General features: G+C 62.2%; 18 protein-coding genes. 5 read left to right on the top strand and 13 right to left on the bottom strand.

Annotated features, from left to right (window positions below):
- Positions 1 to 19: 19 nt before the first annotated feature.
- Positions 20 to 2,992: a TonB-dependent receptor plug domain-containing protein gene (locus tag GRI97_RS03945; RefSeq protein ID WP_161389803.1), complete on the bottom strand. Its 2,973-nt coding sequence runs from the start codon at positions 2,990 to 2,992 to the stop codon at positions 20 to 22.
- 328 nt (positions 2,993 to 3,320) lie between these two features.
- A complete protein-coding gene (locus GRI97_RS03950) occupies positions 3,321 to 6,386 on the bottom strand; it encodes a TonB-dependent receptor domain-containing protein (protein WP_161389804.1) in 3,066 nt (1,021 codons plus the stop codon).
- A gap of 321 nt (positions 6,387 to 6,707) precedes the next feature.
- On the opposite strand from GRI97_RS03950, the gene GRI97_RS03955 reads away from it, so the two are divergent.
- The 3 genes from GRI97_RS03955 to GRI97_RS03965 all read left to right on the top strand — a co-directional run bounded on the left by GRI97_RS03955 (position 6,708) and on the right by GRI97_RS03965 (position 8,939).
- Positions 6,708 to 7,490 (top strand): SDR family oxidoreductase, encoded by a 783-nt coding sequence (locus GRI97_RS03955; RefSeq protein ID WP_161389805.1) that lies wholly within the window; start codon positions 6,708 to 6,710, stop codon positions 7,488 to 7,490.
- A 15-nt stretch (positions 7,491 to 7,505) separates the two neighbouring features.
- Complete coding sequence (gene mtnP, locus GRI97_RS03960) at positions 7,506 to 8,372, top strand: S-methyl-5'-thioadenosine phosphorylase (RefSeq protein ID WP_161389806.1); 867 nt, start codon at positions 7,506 to 7,508, stop codon at positions 8,370 to 8,372.
- Positions 8,373 to 8,489: 117 nt separating this feature from the next.
- Positions 8,490 to 8,939: a MarR family winged helix-turn-helix transcriptional regulator gene (locus GRI97_RS03965; RefSeq protein WP_235917598.1), complete on the top strand. Its 450-nt coding sequence runs from the start codon at positions 8,490 to 8,492 to the stop codon at positions 8,937 to 8,939.
- Positions 8,940 to 9,031: 92 nt separating this feature from the next.
- On the opposite strand, the gene GRI97_RS03970 is transcribed toward GRI97_RS03965, so the two are convergent.
- The 7 genes from GRI97_RS03970 to GRI97_RS04000 form a co-directional block, all read right to left on the bottom strand.
- Positions 9,032 to 10,051 carry a type II secretion system F family protein gene (locus tag GRI97_RS03970; RefSeq protein ID WP_161389808.1) on the bottom strand — a complete coding sequence of 340 codons (1,020 nt, stop codon included), beginning with the start codon at positions 10,049 to 10,051 and terminating at the stop codon, positions 9,032 to 9,034.
- A gap of 19 nt (positions 10,052 to 10,070) precedes the next feature.
- Complete coding sequence (locus GRI97_RS03975) at positions 10,071 to 11,042, bottom strand: type II secretion system F family protein (protein ID WP_161389809.1); 972 nt, start codon at positions 11,040 to 11,042, stop codon at positions 10,071 to 10,073.
- 77 nt (positions 11,043 to 11,119) lie between these two features.
- A complete protein-coding gene (locus tag GRI97_RS03980) occupies positions 11,120 to 12,397 on the bottom strand; it encodes a pilus assembly protein CpaE (protein WP_161389810.1) in 1,278 nt (425 codons plus the stop codon).
- Position 12,398: 1 nt separating this feature from the next.
- Positions 12,399 to 13,058, bottom strand: coding sequence for a CpaD family pilus assembly protein (locus GRI97_RS03985; RefSeq protein ID WP_161389811.1), 660 nt, complete (start codon positions 13,056 to 13,058; stop codon positions 12,399 to 12,401).
- A gap of 14 nt (positions 13,059 to 13,072) precedes the next feature.
- On the bottom strand, positions 13,073 to 14,590 hold the full coding sequence (locus GRI97_RS03990) for a type II and III secretion system protein family protein (RefSeq protein WP_161389812.1): 1,518 nt from the start codon (positions 14,588 to 14,590) through the stop codon (positions 13,073 to 13,075).
- A 63-nt stretch (positions 14,591 to 14,653) separates the two neighbouring features.
- The gene (gene cpaB / locus GRI97_RS03995; RefSeq protein ID WP_161389813.1) at positions 14,654 to 15,676 is read right to left on the bottom strand and encodes a Flp pilus assembly protein CpaB; all 1,023 of its coding nucleotides are present in this window, start codon (positions 15,674 to 15,676) and stop codon (positions 14,654 to 14,656) included.
- Between the two features lie 71 nt (positions 15,677 to 15,747).
- Positions 15,748 to 16,239: an A24 family peptidase gene (locus tag GRI97_RS04000; RefSeq protein WP_161389814.1), complete on the bottom strand. Its 492-nt coding sequence runs from the start codon at positions 16,237 to 16,239 to the stop codon at positions 15,748 to 15,750.
- 109 nt (positions 16,240 to 16,348) lie between these two features.
- Between GRI97_RS04000 and GRI97_RS04005 the strand changes: the two genes are divergently transcribed.
- Positions 16,349 to 17,305 carry an alpha/beta hydrolase gene (locus GRI97_RS04005; RefSeq protein ID WP_328598493.1) on the top strand — a complete coding sequence of 319 codons (957 nt, stop codon included), beginning with the start codon at positions 16,349 to 16,351 and terminating at the stop codon, positions 17,303 to 17,305.
- On the top strand, positions 17,305 to 18,432 hold the full coding sequence (locus tag GRI97_RS04010) for an NAD(P)/FAD-dependent oxidoreductase (protein ID WP_161390805.1): 1,128 nt from the start codon (positions 17,305 to 17,307) through the stop codon (positions 18,430 to 18,432). Before GRI97_RS04005 ends, GRI97_RS04010 begins: the two co-directional genes overlap by 1 nt.
- Position 18,433: 1 nt before the next feature.
- Here GRI97_RS04010 and GRI97_RS18355 read toward each other — a convergent pair whose 3' ends face one another.
- From GRI97_RS18355 to thrB, 4 genes are all read right to left on the bottom strand, one after another.
- Positions 18,434 to 18,808 (bottom strand): DJ-1/PfpI family protein, encoded by a 375-nt coding sequence (locus GRI97_RS18355; RefSeq protein ID WP_202392568.1) that lies wholly within the window; start codon positions 18,806 to 18,808, stop codon positions 18,434 to 18,436.
- Positions 18,790 to 19,041, bottom strand: coding sequence for a type 1 glutamine amidotransferase family protein (locus GRI97_RS18360; protein WP_202392569.1), 252 nt, complete (start codon positions 19,039 to 19,041; stop codon positions 18,790 to 18,792). Before GRI97_RS18360 ends, GRI97_RS18355 begins: the two co-directional genes overlap by 19 nt.
- A 141-nt stretch (positions 19,042 to 19,182) precedes the next feature.
- Positions 19,183 to 19,623: a ribonuclease HI gene (gene rnhA, locus GRI97_RS04020; RefSeq protein WP_161389816.1), complete on the bottom strand. Its 441-nt coding sequence runs from the start codon at positions 19,621 to 19,623 to the stop codon at positions 19,183 to 19,185.
- 17 nt (positions 19,624 to 19,640) lie between these two features.
- Positions 19,641 to 20,606 carry a homoserine kinase gene (gene thrB / locus GRI97_RS04025; RefSeq protein WP_161389817.1) on the bottom strand — a complete coding sequence of 322 codons (966 nt, stop codon included), beginning with the start codon at positions 20,604 to 20,606 and terminating at the stop codon, positions 19,641 to 19,643.
- Positions 20,607 to 20,612: the final 6 nt, after the last annotated feature.

A 20,612-nucleotide genomic window follows, 5' to 3' on the forward strand; every position in this document is an offset into this window, starting at 1 on the left:
GTGTGCGTTTCAGGTCCGATCAGTTGGTCTTGATGCGGAAACCGACGAAGCCCGCACGACCGACAGCGCTGATCGGATAGGCGAGTGCCCCGACATCAGGTTTGCTGTCGAAAAGATTGTTGATGCCGCCATAGAACTGGAAACGATCGTCCAGGTCGTAACGGACATAAATTTCATGCTCCCACCGTTCCTTGTACCAGAAATACTCACGCGGCATGAAATCGGGATTTCCCTGCTCTTCTTCTCTGGTGACGCGGCGGGTCTTCGACATCCAGTTGATGCCGTAGTTCAGCATGACTGGGCCCTTGGTCCAGGTCAGATCGAACATGGCGCTGAATTCGGGCGCCGGGTAGGTCGACAGATATTTGTCGTCTTCGATTTCCGCCCCGGCCGATGGCACGAACTTGAGCTTGTCGAGATAGTTTCCGATCAGCCCGATGTTGAACTGGCCGCCGTTGGCGAAGGGTTCGAACCGATACTGCAGATTGATGTCCAGACCGGCAGTTTCATAAGTTGCTACATTCTGTGGAAGGACGGCGTAATCGGCAATAAAGCCATTGTCAGGATCGCGTTCGAGGCCAACGCAGAAGGCATTGTCCAGTGTTGGCTGATCATAGCAAAGATCCGCCGTGTCCTGCGCGGTCGGGGTGCGGATCGCGTTGTCGAGCTTGATGTCATACCAGTCTGCCGTAAGTGTCAGGCCGGGAACGAAGCTCGGCCGCAGCACGATACCGGCGGTCCAGGTTCTGGCGGTTTCTTCCTGCAGCCTGGGGTTGCCGCCCGTGACCCCTTCCAGTGAGCTGTTCTGTGGGGAAAAGGCGCTGTTGGCAGGATCGAATGTGCCGGGATTGATACCGACATCGTTCAGTGCCGCAGCGCAATTGTCGGCGCGATATTGCGTGCCTTCACCCAGGCGATCGATGCCGCAGGGGTCGGTGATGAACTGGAACGTGCCGCTTTGCCCGGAAAACAGTTCGTTGATGTTGGGTGCGCGAACTGCCTGCGAATAAGTGCCGCGAAAGGCGATATCGCGCACAGGCGAATAGGTGCCGTTGACGTTCCAGGTGGTGGTGGAACCGATTGTTGAATAGTCGGACAGGCGAATGGCGCCGCCGACGGACAGGATTTCCGCCATCGGGACATCGGCCAGCAGCGGCAGGTTGATTTCGGCAAAGACTTCCTTGACGTCGAAACTGCCCGAAGTCGGTTGGGAGGCGCTGTTGTCTATCAGGATGGCATCGATGCTGGCCTGCGACGGATTGTCGACACTCTTTTCCTTGCGATATTCGGCGCCGACCGCGAAGCCGATGGGCCCGCCCGGCAGTTCGAAGAAACTGCCCGTGTCACCCGCAATCGAGCCGGATACCACATGCTGGGTGATCCGGGCCCAGCTTGAGTGATTCGCAAGCACCCAGTCGAGCGCTGCCTGAGACGGAGACCCATTGCCCAGGATGTTGATTGGCACGCATTGGCCTGGCTGGAAGGTAACCGGTGCACCATTGAAATCGGTGGGATTGCCATAGCTCAGACCGGATACCGTCGTTTCGCCCGGCAGGTTGATTTTGCAGGTGATATTGCCATCGGCATCCCGAACCGCATCCAGCGCGGCGTAATACCGATCGGTGATGCGATCGCCGTAATTTGTGGCGGTCATGGTGGATTGACCCCACACGTAGGACAGATCGTACCGCAGGTTTGAACCCAGATCGCCCCGAGCGCCCACCACCGTGCGCCACAGTTCCCGCTCCATTTCATATCGGCGTTGTCCGAAATCGAAATTGTCGCGGCTGAACAAGGCCCCGCCCGGAGCAGTGCCGGCTCCGAAACGGTCTTCGAGATAGGCGTTATCGGGTGCAAGATAGGTGTAAAGATCGTAGGTCGGCTGCGAGAACGTATCCGCCTTCGATCGAATGTACTTCGCTTCAGCGTAGATATCGAGAGCCGGGCTGATTTCGAAATGGCCCATCACATTGGCGACATGACGCCGCGAATAGGGAACAAAATCGCCGTAATATATTTCGCGAGGCGTGCTTGATCCCCCTACCGTGAACGGGGTTCCCGGCAGGATCGCGCCACGATCATAGATGCCGCCTTCACCGGTGCGTCCGGGGACGCTGCGGTTGACATATTCGGGATCGGTGGGGTCGTATTTGAGGTCGATCGCGCCGCCCAAAGCACTGTCCGTCCACCGCAGGTCGTTGTAGAGCAGGCGATCGGGCACATTGGGATCGTCGGGCCAATCATCACGGTTGCGAGCGAAGGCATAGCTGGGGCCGGTGCGACCATAGTTCAGGCGCTGCGTCTGCAGGAAACGGTCGGTTTCGTTGTATTCGTAGGCGGCCGTGATGTTGCCCCGACCATCGGCGAAATTCTTGCCGGCGATGATCGATCCGAAGCGCGAACCGGCGTCACCCCGCTGGGAGAAATTGATCTGCCCGCGCACGCCGATACCTTCATAATTGCGCTTGAGCAGGAAGTTGACGACGCCAGTGACGCCATCGGCGCCGTAAATGGCCGATGCACCGCCGGTCAGCACTTCGACTTTTTCGATCAGGTCGGCCGGGATATTGTTCACATCGACCGCCGCCGAACCCGGGCTGCCCGCGACGTGGCGACGTCCGTCGACCAGCACCAGAGTCCGGCTGGTGCCCAGATTACGAAGATCCAGATTGTTGACGCCAACCAATTGCGCGTTGGGCAGATTGGAGCCGGCGACGTCGATATTGGTGGTCGATCCCAGCAAGGCCGGTGAATTGACCAGGAAATCGGTGATGGTCGTCGCACCGGACTGCTCGATCGTCACTGCATCGACCACGGTAACCGAATTGGGAAGGGCCAGTTCGGGCCGCGCGATACGCGAACCGGTGACGATGATGGTCGCTTCCGGCTCCTCAGCAATGGCAGCATCCTGGGCAAAACCAGGGCTGGCCGTCAGCGCAACCGTAAGCGCAATCGGTGCGCAGGCCGTTTTCAAGATGGCTTGGATCTTCACAGTTCAGTCCCCCAGTCACGGCCGAAATCGGCCATCGCTGATGCAGACACCACGGATTGAGACCCGATGCGAACTGATGGGGACCAAACCCGCGCGCTGTACTTGCTTACGTGAATGAAGGTGAAACTGGTTTCAATTACGATCAGTTCGGGGGCTGCAATTGTTTCATTGATGTGTCGATTTCATCACAGATTGATGTCGGATGAACCGATCCTAATGTCTTGTGGGGCGCGCATGCCGGTCAATTTTGACGGTTGATCTGCAGCGCGCAAAGAAAAAGGGCGGTGAATTGCTCCACCGCCCCAATCCCAATTGCTGAAGCCGAGGCTTAGAACCTGACGCGAGCGCCGGTGTAGAAGCGACGACCGAACACATCGTACACGTCAGCAGCAGTATCCGTGCCCGTCGTGTTGAACGTGGTGTTGGTCAGGATTCTCGGTGCCGACTTGTCGAACAGATTGTCGATGCCGAAATACAGCTCGACACTCTTGGATACGAAGTACTGAGCCTGCATGTCCAGATAGAACTGAGCCGGAACGCTGACGCACTTGGCTTCATATCCATAGCTCATGCAGAACTGATCGTCTTCGTAAGAGCGACCGCGATAGGTGCCGGTGAAGTTCACCTTGAACTCATCGGTGCCATAGGCTGCGCTTGCCGTGAAGCTGTCCTTCGCCATGCCGATTTCACCGTCCGACGGATCAGCGGCTTCGCCAGGCAGCTGGAAGTAATCCCACTTGAAAATGTGGGTATAGGCGCCGCGCAGAGCCAGACGGTCATTGCCAAGCAGGCCGACCGGTGCGCTCCAGTTAACCGCAACGTCCATGCCTTCGGTTTCGATAGAGGCTGCATTCAGGTTCGGTGCGTTGATGAATTCAATCGAACCGGACGAGTTGGTGGAGGTTTCGCCGGGGCGACGGATGATCTGTTGGCACAGGTCAGTGTTGCCTTCGACATAGCACTGGTTGAGAATGAACTGGCGCCCGAACTGTGCAATAACATCTTTGATTTCGATGTTATAATAATCGACGGTCAGGGCAAGATTGCCCAGGCCGAGCGACCGCGGCGTGAACACGCCGCCGACCGTCCAGGAGGTCGACTTTTCTTCGTTCAGATCGGGGTTGCCCGAGTCAAACCCGCTGATGCCCTGAAGGTCGGGCTGAGTCAGCGTGAAAGCGCCATTGTCGGCGATATTGCCAGCAACGCCCGGTGCGGCGCGGCAGTTGTCGCCCAAGGCACCGCCACCGGTTGCACCGATGTCTTCGCAAGGATCAACCAGACCCGACGGGAAGGTCTGTGCCAGGCCGGAATACAGTTCGCCGATGTTCGGAGCGCGCACCGACTTGGCATAGGTGCCGCGGAAACGCAGGTCTTCCACCGGCGACCAGACGGCGGTCACGTTCCAGCTGGTTACGCCGCCAACCGTCGAATAATCGGCAAGACGAACCGCACCGCCCACTTCGAGGTAGTTGAAGAAGGGCGTGTCCGCCAGCAGCGGCACCTTCACTTCGGCGAAGAATTCGGCAACGTGGAAACCGCCCGAGGTGTCGGGAAGCTGGTTGCCGCCGTTCTGGCCAAGATTGGTCAGCGAATCATAGTCGGAATAGGAATTTTCCTGACGGTATTCGACGCCGACAGCAATGCCGAGCGGGCCGGCAGGCAGATCGACCGGGGAGCCGGAGAGGTTGGCCTGAAGCACCTGCTGGGTGATGCCGGTGCGATAGGTCGATTCAGCATTCACATAATTGACGGCTTCTTGCGAGATATTGCCCGCGCCAAAGATGTTGACCGGAACGCAGCCATTGGCACGTGCTTCCGCATCGATACAGATCAGGTCGGTGGTCGAACCGTTGCCGTTCACGTCATTGATGTCTGCCATGACTGCCAGACCGTTACGGAAATTGGCGATGTTGATCTGACCATTGCTGGTCTGATTTTCAGTGACCCGTCCGTAATTGTAGCTGGCATCCCAACGGAAACGATTGTCGAACAGCGTTCCGTCGAAGCCGACGACAAAGCGATAGAAATCACGCTCCGTCGAGCCATTGCGCGAACCGATTTCGGTCAGGCGACGGCTGAAGCCGATGTCCTTCAAACCATCGCCGTCGGTGTCCGTGGCGACAGCGGCGATTGCGTCGGGAACCAGGCCATTGGCGACCAGGCCGTCAATGCCGAAAACCCGGTGTTCGATCGGCATCCGGCCCGTCGCCGGGTAAACACCGGTTGAACCGTCCGAAGCCAGTGCGAAAGGTTCGATTTCACGCGCCGAAGCCGTGCGATTGTAAGTACCTTCGAAGAAGAAGTTCAGCTTGTCGGTGATTTCATATTCACCAGCTGCGGAGAACAGATAGCGTTCAACCGGCACGGCGATGGTGCGGTAGTACTGGCGATTGAAGCCGGTCGGGCCGGTGCCGCTGCCCAGAAGGCCGGTGCAGGTCGCGGCATTGGTTGCCGTGCAAGGCTGCAACAGTCCACCCGGGCCATAGGTCCAGGATACGTTGGACATTGCATTGGGATTTTCAGGTGTCGGATTGGGCACGCGCGTGGTGAAGGTGCCCTGCGGTGCGAAGCCAGACAGGAACGGTTCGGAAACCACGCCCCAATCTTCAATCAGCCCGGTTTCACCCACCATCTTCGACGAATCGTCGAGATAGGTATTGGCCCGCTCGCGCGACAGCACGCCGCCTTCCTTGGAATAACCAAGGTGGATCATGATGTTGCCGCGATCTTCGGCAAAATTGGTGCCCGCGGTAATATTCGCGAGATAGCGTTCATCATCACCACGTTCGGTGATGCCGTATTGCGCCTGGCCTTCAATGCCTTCGAACTTGCGACGGTACACGAAGTTGACCACGCCGCCCAAAGCGTCCGAACCATAGATGGCGGATGAACCGCCGGTCAGCACATCGACACGTTCGATGAACTGGGTCGGGATGACGTTGAGATCGACGGTGGAAGAGTTGGCAACGCTGGCAACGATGCGGCGGCCATTGGCCAGCACCAGGGTGCGGTCGGTACCCAGTGCGCGCAGGTCAACTGTCGCGACGCCGGTGCCGGAGGTCAGGAAAGCGGAGTTGGTACGGCTGAGCGTCGGTGTGCCGAACACCGGATTTTCGAGCAGCAGTTCCTGAATATTGACCACGCCGGAATCGGCGATGGCGGTTGCGTCGAGCACCTGCAGCGGGGCGATCGATTCGATGGTCGCGCTGGCGATGCGCGAACCGGTCACGATGATCGGCTGGGCTGCTTCTGCAGCAGGTTCCTCTTCAGCCACATTTTGGGCGAAGGCGGGGGTGGCGGAGATGCTGATGACGGCGCCGGCGCCGGTCAGTGCGAGAACACGAAGCGCGCTTCCTGTGCCCAGCCAATGCTTGCGAAGAGTAGAGATTTTCATTGCGGTTGCAGTCCCTTTATTGAGCCACGCACTCGATGGGGGTTTGCCCTCTTGGGGTTTCGAGCAGAGGCTGAACACGGAATGACTGAGCCAACCGTCGATTGGTTTCAATAATTACTGTTACGCGTGATACCGGAAGTTTTATGACTGTTGCGAGGCTGCAACATGAATGTTTCATGACAGTACAATCCGGTCACAGTGTGACAATGGCGCCGAGGGGCGTAAACCTCTGGCATTCTTGATCTGTCGGGCTGTTTGACTAAGGCTGGAAGCAATGGCGTGTCACACCGAGATGGGACCAGCGGAGAGAGGGCAAGCAGCATGAAAATCGACCATTCGACCGTGGCCGTTGTCACAGGCGGAGCATCGGGACTCGGGGAGGCCAGCGCACGGGCCCTTGCAGCCAAGGGCGTGAAGGTTGCGCTGTTCGATCTGAATGAACAGCGTGGCGCGCAGGTCGCGGCGGAGATCGGCGGCATCGCCTGTCGGGTGGATGTGGCGGATGAGGCATCGGTCGATGCCGGCTTTGCCAAGGCTCGCGCGGCGCATGGGCAGGAACGGGTGCTGGTGTGCTGCGCCGGCGTTGGCACGATTGGCAAGACCGTTCGGCGCGACAAGGAAACCGGCGAAATCGGCCACATGCCGGTCGATCTGTTTCTCAAGACCATTCGCGTCAATCTGATGGGCACGTTCCAATGCGTGGCCAAATCCGCCGCCGGAATGATGACGCTGGAGGGGCTGGACGATGGTGAGCGCGGGGCGATGGTCTGCACCGCTTCCGTGGCGGCGGCAGATGGGCAGATCGGCCAGGTCGCCTATGCCGCGTCCAAGGCGGGGGTGGCCGGGATGATCCTGCCGATTGCGCGCGATTTCATGAGCGAGGGCATCCGTATAAACAGCATTCTGCCCGGTATCTTCAACACCCCGCTGCTTGCCGGCCTGCCGGAAAAGGCGCAGCAGGCGCTCGCCGCTGCCGTGCCCTTTCCCAAGCGTCTCGGCCAGCCGGAAGAATATGCCGATCTGGTGATGCTGATGCTGGAAAACGGGTATTTCAACGGCGAAAACGTGCGGTTGGACGGGGGTATTCGCATGCCCCCGCGTTAAAGGGGGTGGGGCGTCATGGCGCAATGGCATATCGGGATCATCGGCGGTTCGGGCCTCTATCACCCGGGCACGCTGGATGAGGCGCAGGAACACACGCTCGAAAGTCCGTTCGGCCAGCCGTCGGGCCCGATCACCAGCGGGCGGATCGGCGGTGTTCGCTTCAGTTTCATCGCCCGGCATGGGGCCGGACACCGGCTGTCGCCATCGGCGATCAATTATCGGGCGAATATCGATGCGCTGAAACGCTGCGGGGTGACCGATCTGCTGGCCATTTCGGCGATCGGATCGCTGCGGGAAGAGATTGCGCCGGGCCAGTTCGTGCTGGCCGATCAGTTCATCGACCGCACGCAATCGCGTGATCGGACCTTCTTCGATGGGAGTATCGTGGCCCACGTAGGGCTGGCGGATCCGGTCTGTTCGCGCCTGTCCGATTGGGTCGGGCAGGCTGCGCGGCAGGCGGGGGCCATGGTTCATGACAGGGGCTGCTATGTCGCCATTGAAGGACCGCAATTTTCCACCGGCGCGGAAAGCCGGATGTTCCGCAGTTGGGGCGGGGATGTGATCGGCATGACCGCTATGCCCGAAGCGCGCCTCGCGCGGGAGGCGGAACTGCCCTACGCCCTGCTAGGCATGGTGACCGACTACGATGGCTGGCGGGAGGGGGAGGAGCCCGTCGCCGTGCCGGAAATCCTGCGAATCATGCGCGCGAATGCCGAAACGGCCCGTGCCGTACTGGTACGGCTAGCCGCCTTGCTGCCGTCCGTGCGGAATATCAGCCCGATCGATTCCGCGCTGGAGGGCGCGATCATCACCCCGCGAACACAATGGGATGCCGCAGATTTCCAGCGGATTCACGGGGTTGCCGGTCGTGTCCTGAAATAGACGTTCGACGAAACATATTGACGTTTCAAAGGAAACAAACTTGCAAAGAGTTGCGCAGTCGATCTAATCGGCGGCGTTATGAAAACCACCGCCCCTGCCACCGCTCTTGCAGAATTCATGCCTTATCAACTCTCTGTGACGTCGAATGCCGTCAGCGGCAGAATTGCGCTCGAATACCGCAACCGTTTCGGGCTGAGCATTCCCGAATGGCGGGTCATGGCGGTGCTGGGCGATTCCGGCATGCTGACGCAGCGGGATCTCACGCGCATGACCCTGATGGACAAGGTGGCTGTGAACCGGGCGTGCAAGACGCTGGAAGAACGCGCGCTGGCCACCCGCCTGCCCAATGAACAGGATGGCCGGTCGCATCTGGTCGAATTGACCGAGGCCGGATGCCGCATGCATTCCGAGATCATGCCGCTGGCGGTCGAGATGGAAGGGCGCATTTTCAGTGGTCTGACTGCAGAGGAACGACAGTTGTTTCGCGATCTGCTGAAGAAGGTTCGCAATCAGGTCGGCGATCTGGAGAAGGTTGCGGACGCCAACGGCAGCTTCGGCGTTCAATAGAGCGGATTCCGCGTTCGGCCCCCGAAAAACAAGAAGCCCCGGTTCGCAGGAACCGGGGCTTCTTGTTTGCCATCACGCTTTTGCCGTCCGGATCATTTCGGCGGGCCGCCAGGACCATCGCCGGAAAATGCATCCGAGATCGAACAGGCTGCCGGGCCCAGAATGACGACGAACAGCGTCGGCAGGATGAACAGGATCAGGGGCACGGTCATGATCGCCGGCAGTCGCGCCGCCTTTTCTTCCGCCCGCATCATGCGTTCATTGCGGAATTCGGCGGACAGCACACGCAGCGCGGACGAAAGCGGCGTACCATAACGTTCTGTCTGGATCATGGTCGTGACCACGCCGCGCACGGCATCCAGGTCGACGCGATAGGCCAGGTTTTCGAAGGCCTGGCGCCGTTCGGTCAGGAATGCGAGCTCAATGGCGGTCAGCGCGAATTCTTCGCCGAGTTCAGGGTAGGCCCGGCCCAGTTCACGCGCGACGCGGTTGAAGGCGCTGTCGACGGTCAGGCCGGCTTCGGCGCAGATGACCAACAGGTCCAGCGCATCGGGCAGGCCCTTGCGAATGGCGGCCAGGCGCTTGGTCGCCATGTTCTGCAGATAGATTTCCGGTCCCTTGTAGCCCAGGATCACCATTCCGGCGAAACCGCAGAAACGCTTGAAGCTGCTCCATTCGGGGAAGGTGTCGGACCAGTAGAACAGCACCACCCCGATAAAGCCGAGCACGATCGGCAAGACCATGCGGGCGAAAATCACCGCAACGGCCAGTTCCTTGTTGCGGATGCCGGCCTGGGCCAGCTTGTGCTGGATAACCTTGACCTGGCTTTCTTGCAGGACCTTCATCCGCTCCAGCCGGCCCTTGAGCTTGTCGGTGGTGTCGGTCCGGCGGGTCAGGTTCTGGCGCTTGCGTGCCGATGGCGCAGATATGCCGGCCTTCAGCTCGTTGCGCCGGGCGGCCAGCGCCTTTACGCGCTTGCTCATCGGATCGGACACGGTGATGGCGGCATAGATCGCGACCAGCACGGCAAGGGCCGTCAGACCGACCAGGATCGTCCCGACGAACACGACGTCGACGCCGAGCAAGGTCGGGGAGGGAGGCGCGTGGATCATTGTGTTTCTCGCTCTCCGGTCAGATTTCGAAATTGACCATTTTGGCCATGATGAACCCGCCGATGCTCATCCAGACAAGGCCGCCGATCCCGGCTATGATCAGCCGGTCATCGATGAAAAAATTCTCGATGTAGGTCGGGTTGACCGTCCAGACGAGGCCGAAGACGATGAAGGGCAGCGAGCCGACGATATAGGCAGAGGCTTTCGATTCCGAACTCATCGCCTTGATCTTCAGCTTCATCTGCGCGCGCTTGCGCAGCACGTCGGACAGGTTGGACAGGGTTTCCGCCAGATTGCCGCCGGTTTCGCGCTGGATCGCCAGGGTGATGACGAAGAACTGGAATTCCGGCGTGCCCAGCCGGTCGGCCGTGTCCTGCAGCGCGTCTTCCATCGTGCGGCCGATCTTGATCCGTTCGACCACGCCGCGAAATTCATCGCCCACCGGGCCAGGGATTTCCGTGGAAATGACGCTGAGGGTTTCGCCTACGGGCAGGCCAGAGCGCAGACCGCGCACCAGCAGATCGATGGCATCGGGGAATTTGCTGGTGAAGCTGTTGATCCGCTTGTTGATCAGATAGCCGACGACCATGTGTGGCAGACCGGCACCCACAACCAGTCCGACACCCAGGGAAAGAGGCAGGGCGCCGGTGCGCAGCAGCATGAACAGCGTCACCACCACCATCAGCCCGAGCGAGGCATAGAGGTAATGCGCCACTGTCCAGCTCTTGCCGGTCTGGCGCAGCCGCACCTGCAGGCCCTCGATCCGCGAGCCGGCGCCGGCGACCTTGTGAAAGCGCGTCTTGCGTGATGCAATCGCCTTGCGCAGCTGGGATTCCACGCGCGCGCTGGTGCTGTCGGAATGGCGCAGCCGCAGGCTCTGCAGCCGGCGCTGGCTTTCCTTGCCGGCGGAGGGGCCCCCCATCAACAGAAAGGCGATGGCGAGCAGCAGCGCGATGCAGATGCCGGCCAAGATGATCTGGATATTATCCATTGTGCGCTTTCGCCCGTCCCTTGAACATCAGAACCATGATGGCGCTGCCGCTGGTGCGGCGTGCCACCATGAATTGGCTATGCCTTTTCCAGGCTCACTGCGGGCTTGCCCTTCTTGGAAAGGAGAGATTTCAAATCCAGCCTGGCCAGCAGCGATCCACCGCCCGCAGGGGCGATCGATCCGTCGTCTGACCCGACGATGGCCTTGGCGATATCGCGCATGACCGCGCCCGGCTTGGTCGCCCGGTTCGCTTCGGCGAAGGTCTGCCCCAGCTTGGCCGCATGGCTGGCGGCCTTCTGATCGTATGGGATGATGTAATCGAGCTTGCGTTCGATCGACGCCTCGAAATCGCCCTTGCTGATTTCCACCAGACCCGGCTGCATCTTGTTGGCGACCAGGATCGGGTGTGCGCCCGGGGCATGCGATTTCAGCCAGGACAGGATGCGAATGGTATCGCGCGCCGATGCCAGCGTCATTTCCGTTACCAGCATCACCGTGTTCACATCGTTCAGCAGATGCGGGAAATTGATCAGCATGTTCCGCGGCAGATCGACCACGGTCATTTCGAACGCCTGCTTGAAGCCTTCCTGCAATTGCACGAAGGCCGAACCATCGGTCAGCAGCGGCGAATGGATCGGGGCTTCGGCCGAAAGAATGGCCAGATTGTCATTGGCGCGGATCATCGCGCGTTCGATGAACAGCCCGTCGATACGGCTGGGGTTCTCGATCGCGTCGGTCAGGCCACGGCCCGGTTCCAGATCCAGGCTCAGCGCGCCGGTGCCGAAATGCACATCGAGATCGAGCAGGGCTGTCGGCATGGCATGATCGGTGCTGAACAGCCAGGCGAGCGAGGTGGCGAGCGTCGAACCGCCCACGCCGCCGCGCGTGCCGACCACGGCCATCGACAGATGGCGCTTTGCCGCCTCCGCCTCACCGCTGCGCGGGGCGCTGAAAACGGCCTGAGCTTGGGTCAGCGCATCGCGCAGCATGGCGGGCGACAGCGGCTTGAGCAGATAGTCATGGATCCCGCTCGACAGCAGATCGCGATACAGGCGCACATCATTGACCTGGCCAATGGCGATGACGACCGTTCCGGGCTCGCACACTTCGGCCAGACCGTTGATGTCGTTCAGCGGATCGCCGCTTTCCGAAAGATCGACCAGCAGAATGGCCGGGCTCGCGGCGATGGACAGCGATTGCACCGCATTGCGCAGGCCGCCCTTGTTGCACTTCTCAGGCTGCCAGCCCATCTCGATCGCCACCGGACGCAGCACATCGAGCGAGGCTTCGTCGCAGATATAGGCGGCAAAGGGATCGCGATTGCCCAGCGGGCCTGGTTTCCAGGGTGCGTTCATATCAGTTTCCTTGCCCCGTCGTGGCGGTGGTGCTCAGCGCCTGATTGCCCGTGGGCGGACGCACGCGGTAGGCATCGATCGCCTTGTTCGACGTCATGATCGCCGTATCGCCGGTGTCGCGGGCCCCCTGGATCAGATGGTCGGGGTTGGCGACCATGGCGGCGAGATTGCTGTTGGTGGCGCAGCCGAAATTGGGCGATGTGTGATTGCCGAGATGGTTGGCGCTGCGCCCTTCCCAATTGGGGCAGGATGGCACGCTCGCCACCGCACGGCTGATCACCACGCGGACCGCACCGACCGGCGGTACGCCTTCGCTGGCGGCCGCCCCATCGGACAGTCTCAGCCCATGCTGCCCGACCAGCGCCGCGATATCTTCGCGCGTGGCATGGCTGACGCTGCGCCCATCGATGGCGACCTGATCGCCATAACCCAGGTTCATGGCGGTGAACCAATCCGCCAGCCGGCGCTTGTCCGGTGCGGCCAGGCCGCTGGAGCCGGCAGAAACATCCAGCGCGAAACTGCGGTGATCGACCACCGGCTGGTGGACGCTGTTGAGCGAACGGTTGGCCTGGGCCGGCCCGCCGGACTGGCAGGCACCGAGCGCAAGGCCGAGCGAAATGGCGAGGGCAGCGGCGGCCGCTTGCTTGTGGCGAAGGAGCATCGTGGTCACCTTTCTCAGTTCAGGCTGAAGCCGGGCGTTGCAGCCTCGGCCGACTGGGGCTGTACCGTGCCTGTGGAAGGCGTTTCCGCAGCGCCGATGGAGGGGCCGGCGGGGGCGGCATTGCCAATGGCGCGGGGGGCCGGACGCTCTGCGCCCGAAACGCCGTCATGTTCGCGGTTCAGCAGGAACTGCTGCCCGACTGTGGCGCTGCGATAGCCATCGGTCGGCAGCACGATGTCACCATCGTTGACCGGCGTGACGAGGTAAGGGGTCACAACGATTACCAGTTCGGTTTCACCGCGGCGGAACTCCGTGGATTTGAACAGATTGCCCAGAATCGGCAGGTCACCGACGCCCGGCGCCTTGTCGATCGTGTTGTTCGAATTGTTGCTCAGCAGGCCGGCGATCATGAAGCTCTGGCCAGAACCCAGCTCGATCGTCGTTTCAGCACGGCGCACGGTCAGCGCGGGAATCTGGAAACCTTCCAGCGTCACCGCGCCCTGGCTCGACAGTTCGGACACTTCCGGACGGACACGCAGGGAAATGCGACCATTGGTCAGCACCGTGGGCGTATAGGCCAGGCTGACGCCATATTTCTTGTACTGCACCGTCGTCGTTCCCAGCCCCTGCGACAGGGGAATGGGGAACTCGCCACCGGCCAGGAATTCGGCAGTTTCGCCGGAAAGCGCGGTCAGATTGGGTTCGGACAGGGTGGTCACCAGGCCATCACGTTCGGCCAGATCGAGCGATCCGAGCAGGTCGAGGCCCAGGAAACGCCCCGCGCCGACAATCGTCGTGCCTGGAGAAATCGGGTCGATGGCGGTCGTGCCGGTCGCACCTTCAGCAAGAGTGCCGAGCGGACCGCCCGGGTTGTACTGGTTCGTGAAGGACCGGCCCTGACCGATGCCGAATTGGAAACCGCCGCTCGAATCCGCCGAACGCAGATTGGCGCCGAGCGTGCGGACCAGCGAGCGGCTGACCTCCGCAAAGCGCACGCGCAGGCTGACCTGCAGCGGCGTCGCGGTGCGCAGACGGGAAATCACATTGGCCTTTTCACCCATGAAGGCCTTGACCAGCCGTTCCGCCTCGGCCGCATCTTCCGGGCTGTTGATCGTCCCGGTCAGCAGTACGGTGCTGGCGCCCATGGTCGCGACCTGGATCTTGGCATCGGGCATGGCCAGCGACAGCATCTGATCGACGCTGTCGATGTTGGAACCGACCCGGATATTGGCCGACCACACGATCGCGCCGGAACGGTCGCTGGCATAGACGGTGGTTTCCCCGCCTGCCTTGCCGAAGACATAGAGTTGCCGCTGCGATTTCACCTGAACATCGGCGATGGTGTCGTCCGCCACGAAGATGTCGGTCATCGTGCCGGGCACCGAAACCAGCTGCCCGCGGCCGATCGACAGGATCAGATCCTGCGACGGGCGGGTGACGGACTGGGCCTGGGCCGGAACAGAGAGCACCGCTGCGAGCGGGGTGAGCGCGCATGCGGCGCCCAGCGCGGTCTGGAGAAGGCGGCGTTGCATCGGATTTCCCCCAATATGATGAGCAGCGCTCTGGCGGATGAGTGGGATCTGGCGGTTCATGGCTTACTTGCCTGCCGCTTCTTCAGTGGTGGATTTGCCGCGGGTGACGCGGACGACCGGACCCGAGGGGCGCGGTGCCGCCTGAACCATGCCGGGGCCGGCGGGCGCAGCGGCGACCATCGCCGGAGCTTCGGAGCGGGCCGTGGGAATGGTGCTGCGCTGGAAACGGGATACGTCGGCGCCGGTGACGAAGCTGGAGGCGCCTTCCTGCGGGCGGGCCATGGCCGTGCGAAGCAGGCGTTCCTCTTCGTCCCGGCTGGCGCCATCGGGCAGATCGACCGCGCCGGAGGCGATGGCGCGTTCCAGATCGGTCTGATTGTCGGCGATGGAGCGCAGCGACAGGCTGAGCGTGCCGATGGTCTGGGCGACCTGAATCTTCTCGGCCATTTTCGGCGTCGCTTCCAGCGTCACGGTGCGGAACTGGCGAACCACGGTCTTGCCGGCTTCGTCGGTGGTCGATTCGGTCGACTGGTCGGTGGCCAGCACCCGCATATTGCGCAGGAAGGTTTCCGTTGCGCGCAGCGGAGCACCGTCGCCTTCGCCGCTGATCGACTGAGTCAGCATCAGATCGACCTGGTCGCCGGGGAAGATGAAGCCGGCAACGCCGGTGCGGGCCGAAACCGAAATCGTGACGGCGCGCATGCCGGCGCCAAGGGCCGCCGCCAAGAAGCCACGGTCACCGGGGGCAACGAGCGAACCCTGGGTCACCGGTTCACCGGCGGTCACCGCATGGCGCACCACGGTGCCGAGCAGCTTCGACATGTCCGATTCGCCGTCGACGAAATAGGCGTCCTTGACCATTTCGGCGGGCCACAGCTGATAGCCAACGGCATCTGCCGTGATGATGGTGCCGACGGGCAGGCCCCGCTTGGCGACCAGCACCTTGGGCCCATCCTGCTGTTGCTGTACCACAACAGCGGCGGCCTGCGGGGCAGGCGCACCCGCGAACATGCTCCGCGCTGCAAGAGCGGTCCCGATCGCAATGACCATTGCCCCCAGCAGCAGTACCAGCTTCTTCCTGTCCATGGTGCGTGACGCCCCTCAAAATCCAAATATGGTATTATTCTTGCATATCAGGCAATTGGTTAAGAACGAGTTCACCCAATTGCCGGAGTGTTACTTGCCTGTGGCAGATAGTTTGTTCCGATTACCCACAGCGACGCCAAGGTTATTGCCACGCCATAGGGAATCGCCAGCCTTTCGCGCTGCCGACGCATCACGTGCCAGGCGCCGAACACGATGGTCAGCAGGCCACCGATCAGCGCCATGATGATGATCAGGTTCAGGAATTGTGCCGGCGGGATCCACAGGGCCAGTGCGGTCAGCAGCTTCACATCGCCACCGCCCATGGCGCGAATCGCGAACAGCCCCGACAGCACGACCAGCGATCCGGTGGCCAGCGCGATCTGCAACGCGACACCGGGCCAAAGTGACAGGCCGGACGCCCACCAGAACAGCGGCGCAGCCAGCGCGATGCCAAGGTTCAGCCAATTGCCGATGTGCCGGCTGCGCAGATCGGTGAACGCTGCAAACAGCAGCGCGATTGCCAATCCGGCAAGCAGCACATATTTGAACGGATCATCAAGCATGGGAACCCCCGGGAACTCAGGGAACGCTTGCTAGCGCTTATGGCTTACCAAACAGTAACTACTGAAAAGTCCGGAATTTGCGGTGCAGAAGGAATGGGGTGCTGACAGGGTGAACCGTCGCTTCATTCCTGATGACGCATCGGAATGGGTCTGGGCGGCGCCCGATGGCCATCGGATCCGGCGGATCGACTGGTCGCCTCCGCTGCCTGGTGTTGGCGGGGCAGATGGGCCGCGCGGATCGCTGCTGTTCGTCGGTGGCCTGGGCGAAGCCTATGAAAAATATCTCGAAACCTTCGATCACTGGCGCGGCCAGGGCTGGCAGGTGTCATCGGCGGATTGGCGCGGCCAGGCCGGATCGGGCCGGCTGGGGCATGACGGGCCGGTGGTACATGCGGTCAGCTTCGATGTCTGGCTGGAAGATTTCGCCGCACTCTGGCGGGACTGGGCCAGCCGGGCGACGGGCCCGCGCGTGCTGGTCGGGCATTCCATGGGCGGACATCTTTCGCTGCGGGCTGTGGCAGAACGGCGACTCGATCCCCTGCCCGATGCGGTGGTGCTCTCCGCCCCGATGATCGGCATCGGGCCATCCTTCGTGCCGCTGGCTCAGTTGCGCATGGTCGCGGCGCTGATGAATGCGACCGGTGACAGCCGGCGCGCGGCGTGGCGCTGGGATGTCGATCGTCCGGCGGCGCTGGCGGCGCGGCAGCAGCTGCTGACGCATGATGATGCGCGCTATCAGGATGAATTGTGGTGGCGGCGGGAACGGCCGGAAATCTCCATGGGGCCGGCCAGCTGGGGCTGGGTCCGGGCGGCACTGGCTTCGATCGCGGTGCTGCAGCGGCCCGGATTGCTGGAAACGGTCGATCGGCCGATGCTGATCTTCGGCACTTCCGCTGATCGGCTGGTCCGCTGGCAGGCCATTCGCCGGGCGGCTTCGCGCTTGCCCCAAGCCGAACTGATCGGTTTCGGGCCGGAAGCACGGCATGAAATCCTGCGCGAAACCGACGCGGTTCGCGGCCGCGCCCTTGACGCGATCGACGGCTTCCTCGACCGGATCTGCGCGTGATGATCGAGAATTGGGATATTGCCGTGATCGGCGCTGGCATGGCCGGTGCCAGCATCGCCGCCGAACTGGCCCCGCACGCCCGGGTGCTGTTGCTGGAGGCGGAGGATCGCCCCGGCTATCACGCCACCGGGCGATCTGCCGCCTTCTGGGAAGAATGCTATGGCGGGCCTGATGTTGCGCCGCTGACCCTGGCGTCCGGCCCCTATCTGCGGGAACGCAATCTGCTGACCCGGCGCGGCGCGCTCTATATTGCCCGGCACGACAATCTGGCGGCGGTGGAAGCGTTCGAGGCGCGTTTCGCCGGAACCGGAGTTGTCCTCGAACGCATGGACCGGGACGCGTTGGGGCAAATCGTGCCGGGCATCCGCCCGCCATGGAGCCTTGCCGTGGCGCAGGCCGGCTGTTCAGACATCGATGTGGCCGCGCTGCACCAGCATTTTCTGCGCCAGGGGCAGCGGAGCGGCGTGGAACTGCGCAGCTCTGCCCGGTTGCGCGCCGCCCAGCATGACGGGGCAGGCTGGCTGCTGCAGTTCGAAACCGGCGCTGCCGTGCGTGCGGGCATCATCGTCAATGCCGCTGGCGCCTGGGCCGATCAGGTCGCGAGCATCGCCGGAGCGGAGCCGCTGGGCGTGGCGCCGCTGCGCCGCACGGTGGTGCAGTTGCGGACCGATCCTGCGCCGCCGAACCGGCTGCCGCTGGTGCTCGATCTGATGGGCGAATTCTACTTCAAGCCGGAAAGTGGCCGCCTGTGGCTCAGCCCGCATGACGAAACGCCCAGCCCGGCCTGCGATGCCGCACCCGAAGAGCTCGATGTCGCGCTGGCGATCGACCGGCTGGAACAGGTGGTTGACTGGCAGGTGCAGGCCGTGGAACGCAAATGGGCCGGGCTGCGCAGCTTCGCGCCCGATCGCCGGCCGATCTTTGGGTTCGATCAGCACTGCCCGGGATTCTTCTGGTTCGCCGGGCAGGGCGGTTTCGGCATCCAGACCGCCCCGGCGGCGGCCCGGCTGGGGGCGCAACTGCTGCTCGGCCATGGGGGCGATGGCATGACCGAGGCGCTCGATCCGGCGCTCTATTCCCCATTCCGTTTCCGCCAGACCGTTCCGGATCATTGCGAACCGGTGTAGCTCACCCGTCGTGCATTCCCGCCAGCCTGGCTGCATCCCTGCTGAAATCGGCGGCCATCATGATCATCTGCTGCTTCACGGCCTCGGGCGCGCTGCTCATCGATCCGGCGTTGAAGGGCGGATCGGGATCATATTCGCTCATCAACTGGGTGCATTCTGCATAGGTCTGCCCGCGCAGTTCCGCCACCATCGCCAGCCCGAAATCCAGCCCGGATGTCACCCCCGCGCCGGTGATACGGTTGCGGTCGCGCACCACACGTGCATCGGTGGGGATCGCGCCGAACCCGCTCAGCGTATCGCGGCACGACCAATGCGATGTCGCCTTGTAACCGCGCAGCAATCCCGCCTTGCCCAGGATCAGCGACCCTGAACACACGCTGGTGACATAGGTGCGCGGGAACCCCGGTCGGCGATGAAGCCGATGGTGGCCGGATTCTGCGCGGCGGCAGTGGTGCCGGTGGTGCCGCCCGGGGCGAACAGCACGGTCAGATCGCGCGGGCAGGTCTCGAATGTTGCGTGGGACATGATGATTACCCCGGTGTCGCTGGTCACCGGCTCCATGGTTTTGGCCACCAGCAGCACGCGGGCGCCCATCAGCGCGCCGAACATGCTTTGCGGTCCGATCAGTTTGCTGCCTGTCGATAGGGCATTATGTCCACCGACGGGTTCGGGGGCGTGGTCAGAAGCGACAATCTCCGCAAAGACTGCTCTATTCTCCGCAAAGCCCGGTTCTGCGTACAGCCTTGACTGTCAGCCCGCTGTTTTCTTCAGCGCGGCATCGCTGGCGAGTTTGTCGACCCGTTCGTTTTCCGGGTGCCCGGAATGGCCCTTGACCCATTCCCATTCGATCTTGTGCGGTTTGGCCGCCGCGATCAGATCGTGCCACAATTCGGCATTGCGGACCGGCTTCTTGCTGGCGTTGACCCAGCCGTTTTTCTGCCAGCCATGGCGCCATTTGGTCATGCCATCGATCACATAGCGGCTGTCGGTATGCACCGTCACCTCGCAGGGTTCGATCAGCGCGCCCAGGGCGCGAATCACCGCCGTCATTTCCATCTGATTGTTGGTGGTGGACGGCTCGTGCCCCGACAGTTCTTTTTCGTGAACGCCCATACGCAGCAGCGCGCCCCAGCCGCCCGGGCCGGGATTTCCCTTGCAGGCGCCGTCGGTGAAAATTTCGACATGCTTCATGCCGATGTCATGCCTTATTAGCGGGTTGCTGCAAAGACCGTGCTGCCCTGTGCGGCGTAGAAGCGCAACCGCCGGGCGAAATCCATCGGATCCTTGCGCATCACCAGCGCGTCGGCCGGGGTGTGCAGCCAGTCATAGGCGCGGGTCGCGATGAAGCGTATGGCCGCGCCGCGTGCCAGCACGGGCAGGGCCTGCCATTCGGCCTCGCTCAACGTCCGTTGCGACAGATAGCCTTCGATCAAATTGCGGGAGACATCTTCGCGGAAGGTGCCGTCCTTTTCGAACGACCATGCCGCATGGGTCACCGCCAGATCATAGGCGATCGTGTCGGTGCAGGCGAAATAGAAATCGATCAGCCCGCTGACATTCTCACCCAGCAACAGCACATTGTCAGGGAACAAATCGGCATGGATCACCCCGCGCGGCAGATCCTGCGGCCAGTTTGTCGCCAGCCAGGCGAGCTCGGTTGCCACCAGTTCGGGCAGGGCAGGATCGATCCGGCTCAGACCTTCCGTGCCGCAGGCTGCGAACAGCCGCTGCCATTCGGCCATGCCCATGCTGTTGGGGCGCTGGCCTGGGAAATCAGCGGCATGGTCATGCAGCCCCGCCAGCGCCGCGCCGACCGCGCGCGCCTGCTGCGCGGTCGGCACGTCAATCGAAACGCCGGGCAGGAACTCGGTCAGCGCTACGGCCTTTTCGCCGATCATGCGGAAGGCGGCGCCATCCCGGTCGTGGATCGTGCGCGGAACCGGGCTGCCGTTGTCGGCCAGATGATCCAGCAGGCCCAGGAAGAACGGCAGATCGCTCAGTTCGATCCGGTTTTCATACATCGTCAGGATGTAACGGTTGCTGGTGGTTTCGATCAGCCAGTTGGAATTGGAAACACCCTCGGCAATGCCCTTGGCCGAAATCAGATCGCCCACATCGTAATGGCTGATCAGCGCGGACAGCTCTGCCGCAGAAAGCGTGGTGTAAACGGCCATGCTGCA

The sequence above is a fragment of the Croceibacterium xixiisoli genome (assembly GCF_009827305.1).
Classification (GTDB): domain Bacteria; phylum Pseudomonadota; class Alphaproteobacteria; order Sphingomonadales; family Sphingomonadaceae; genus Croceibacterium_C; species Croceibacterium_C xixiisoli.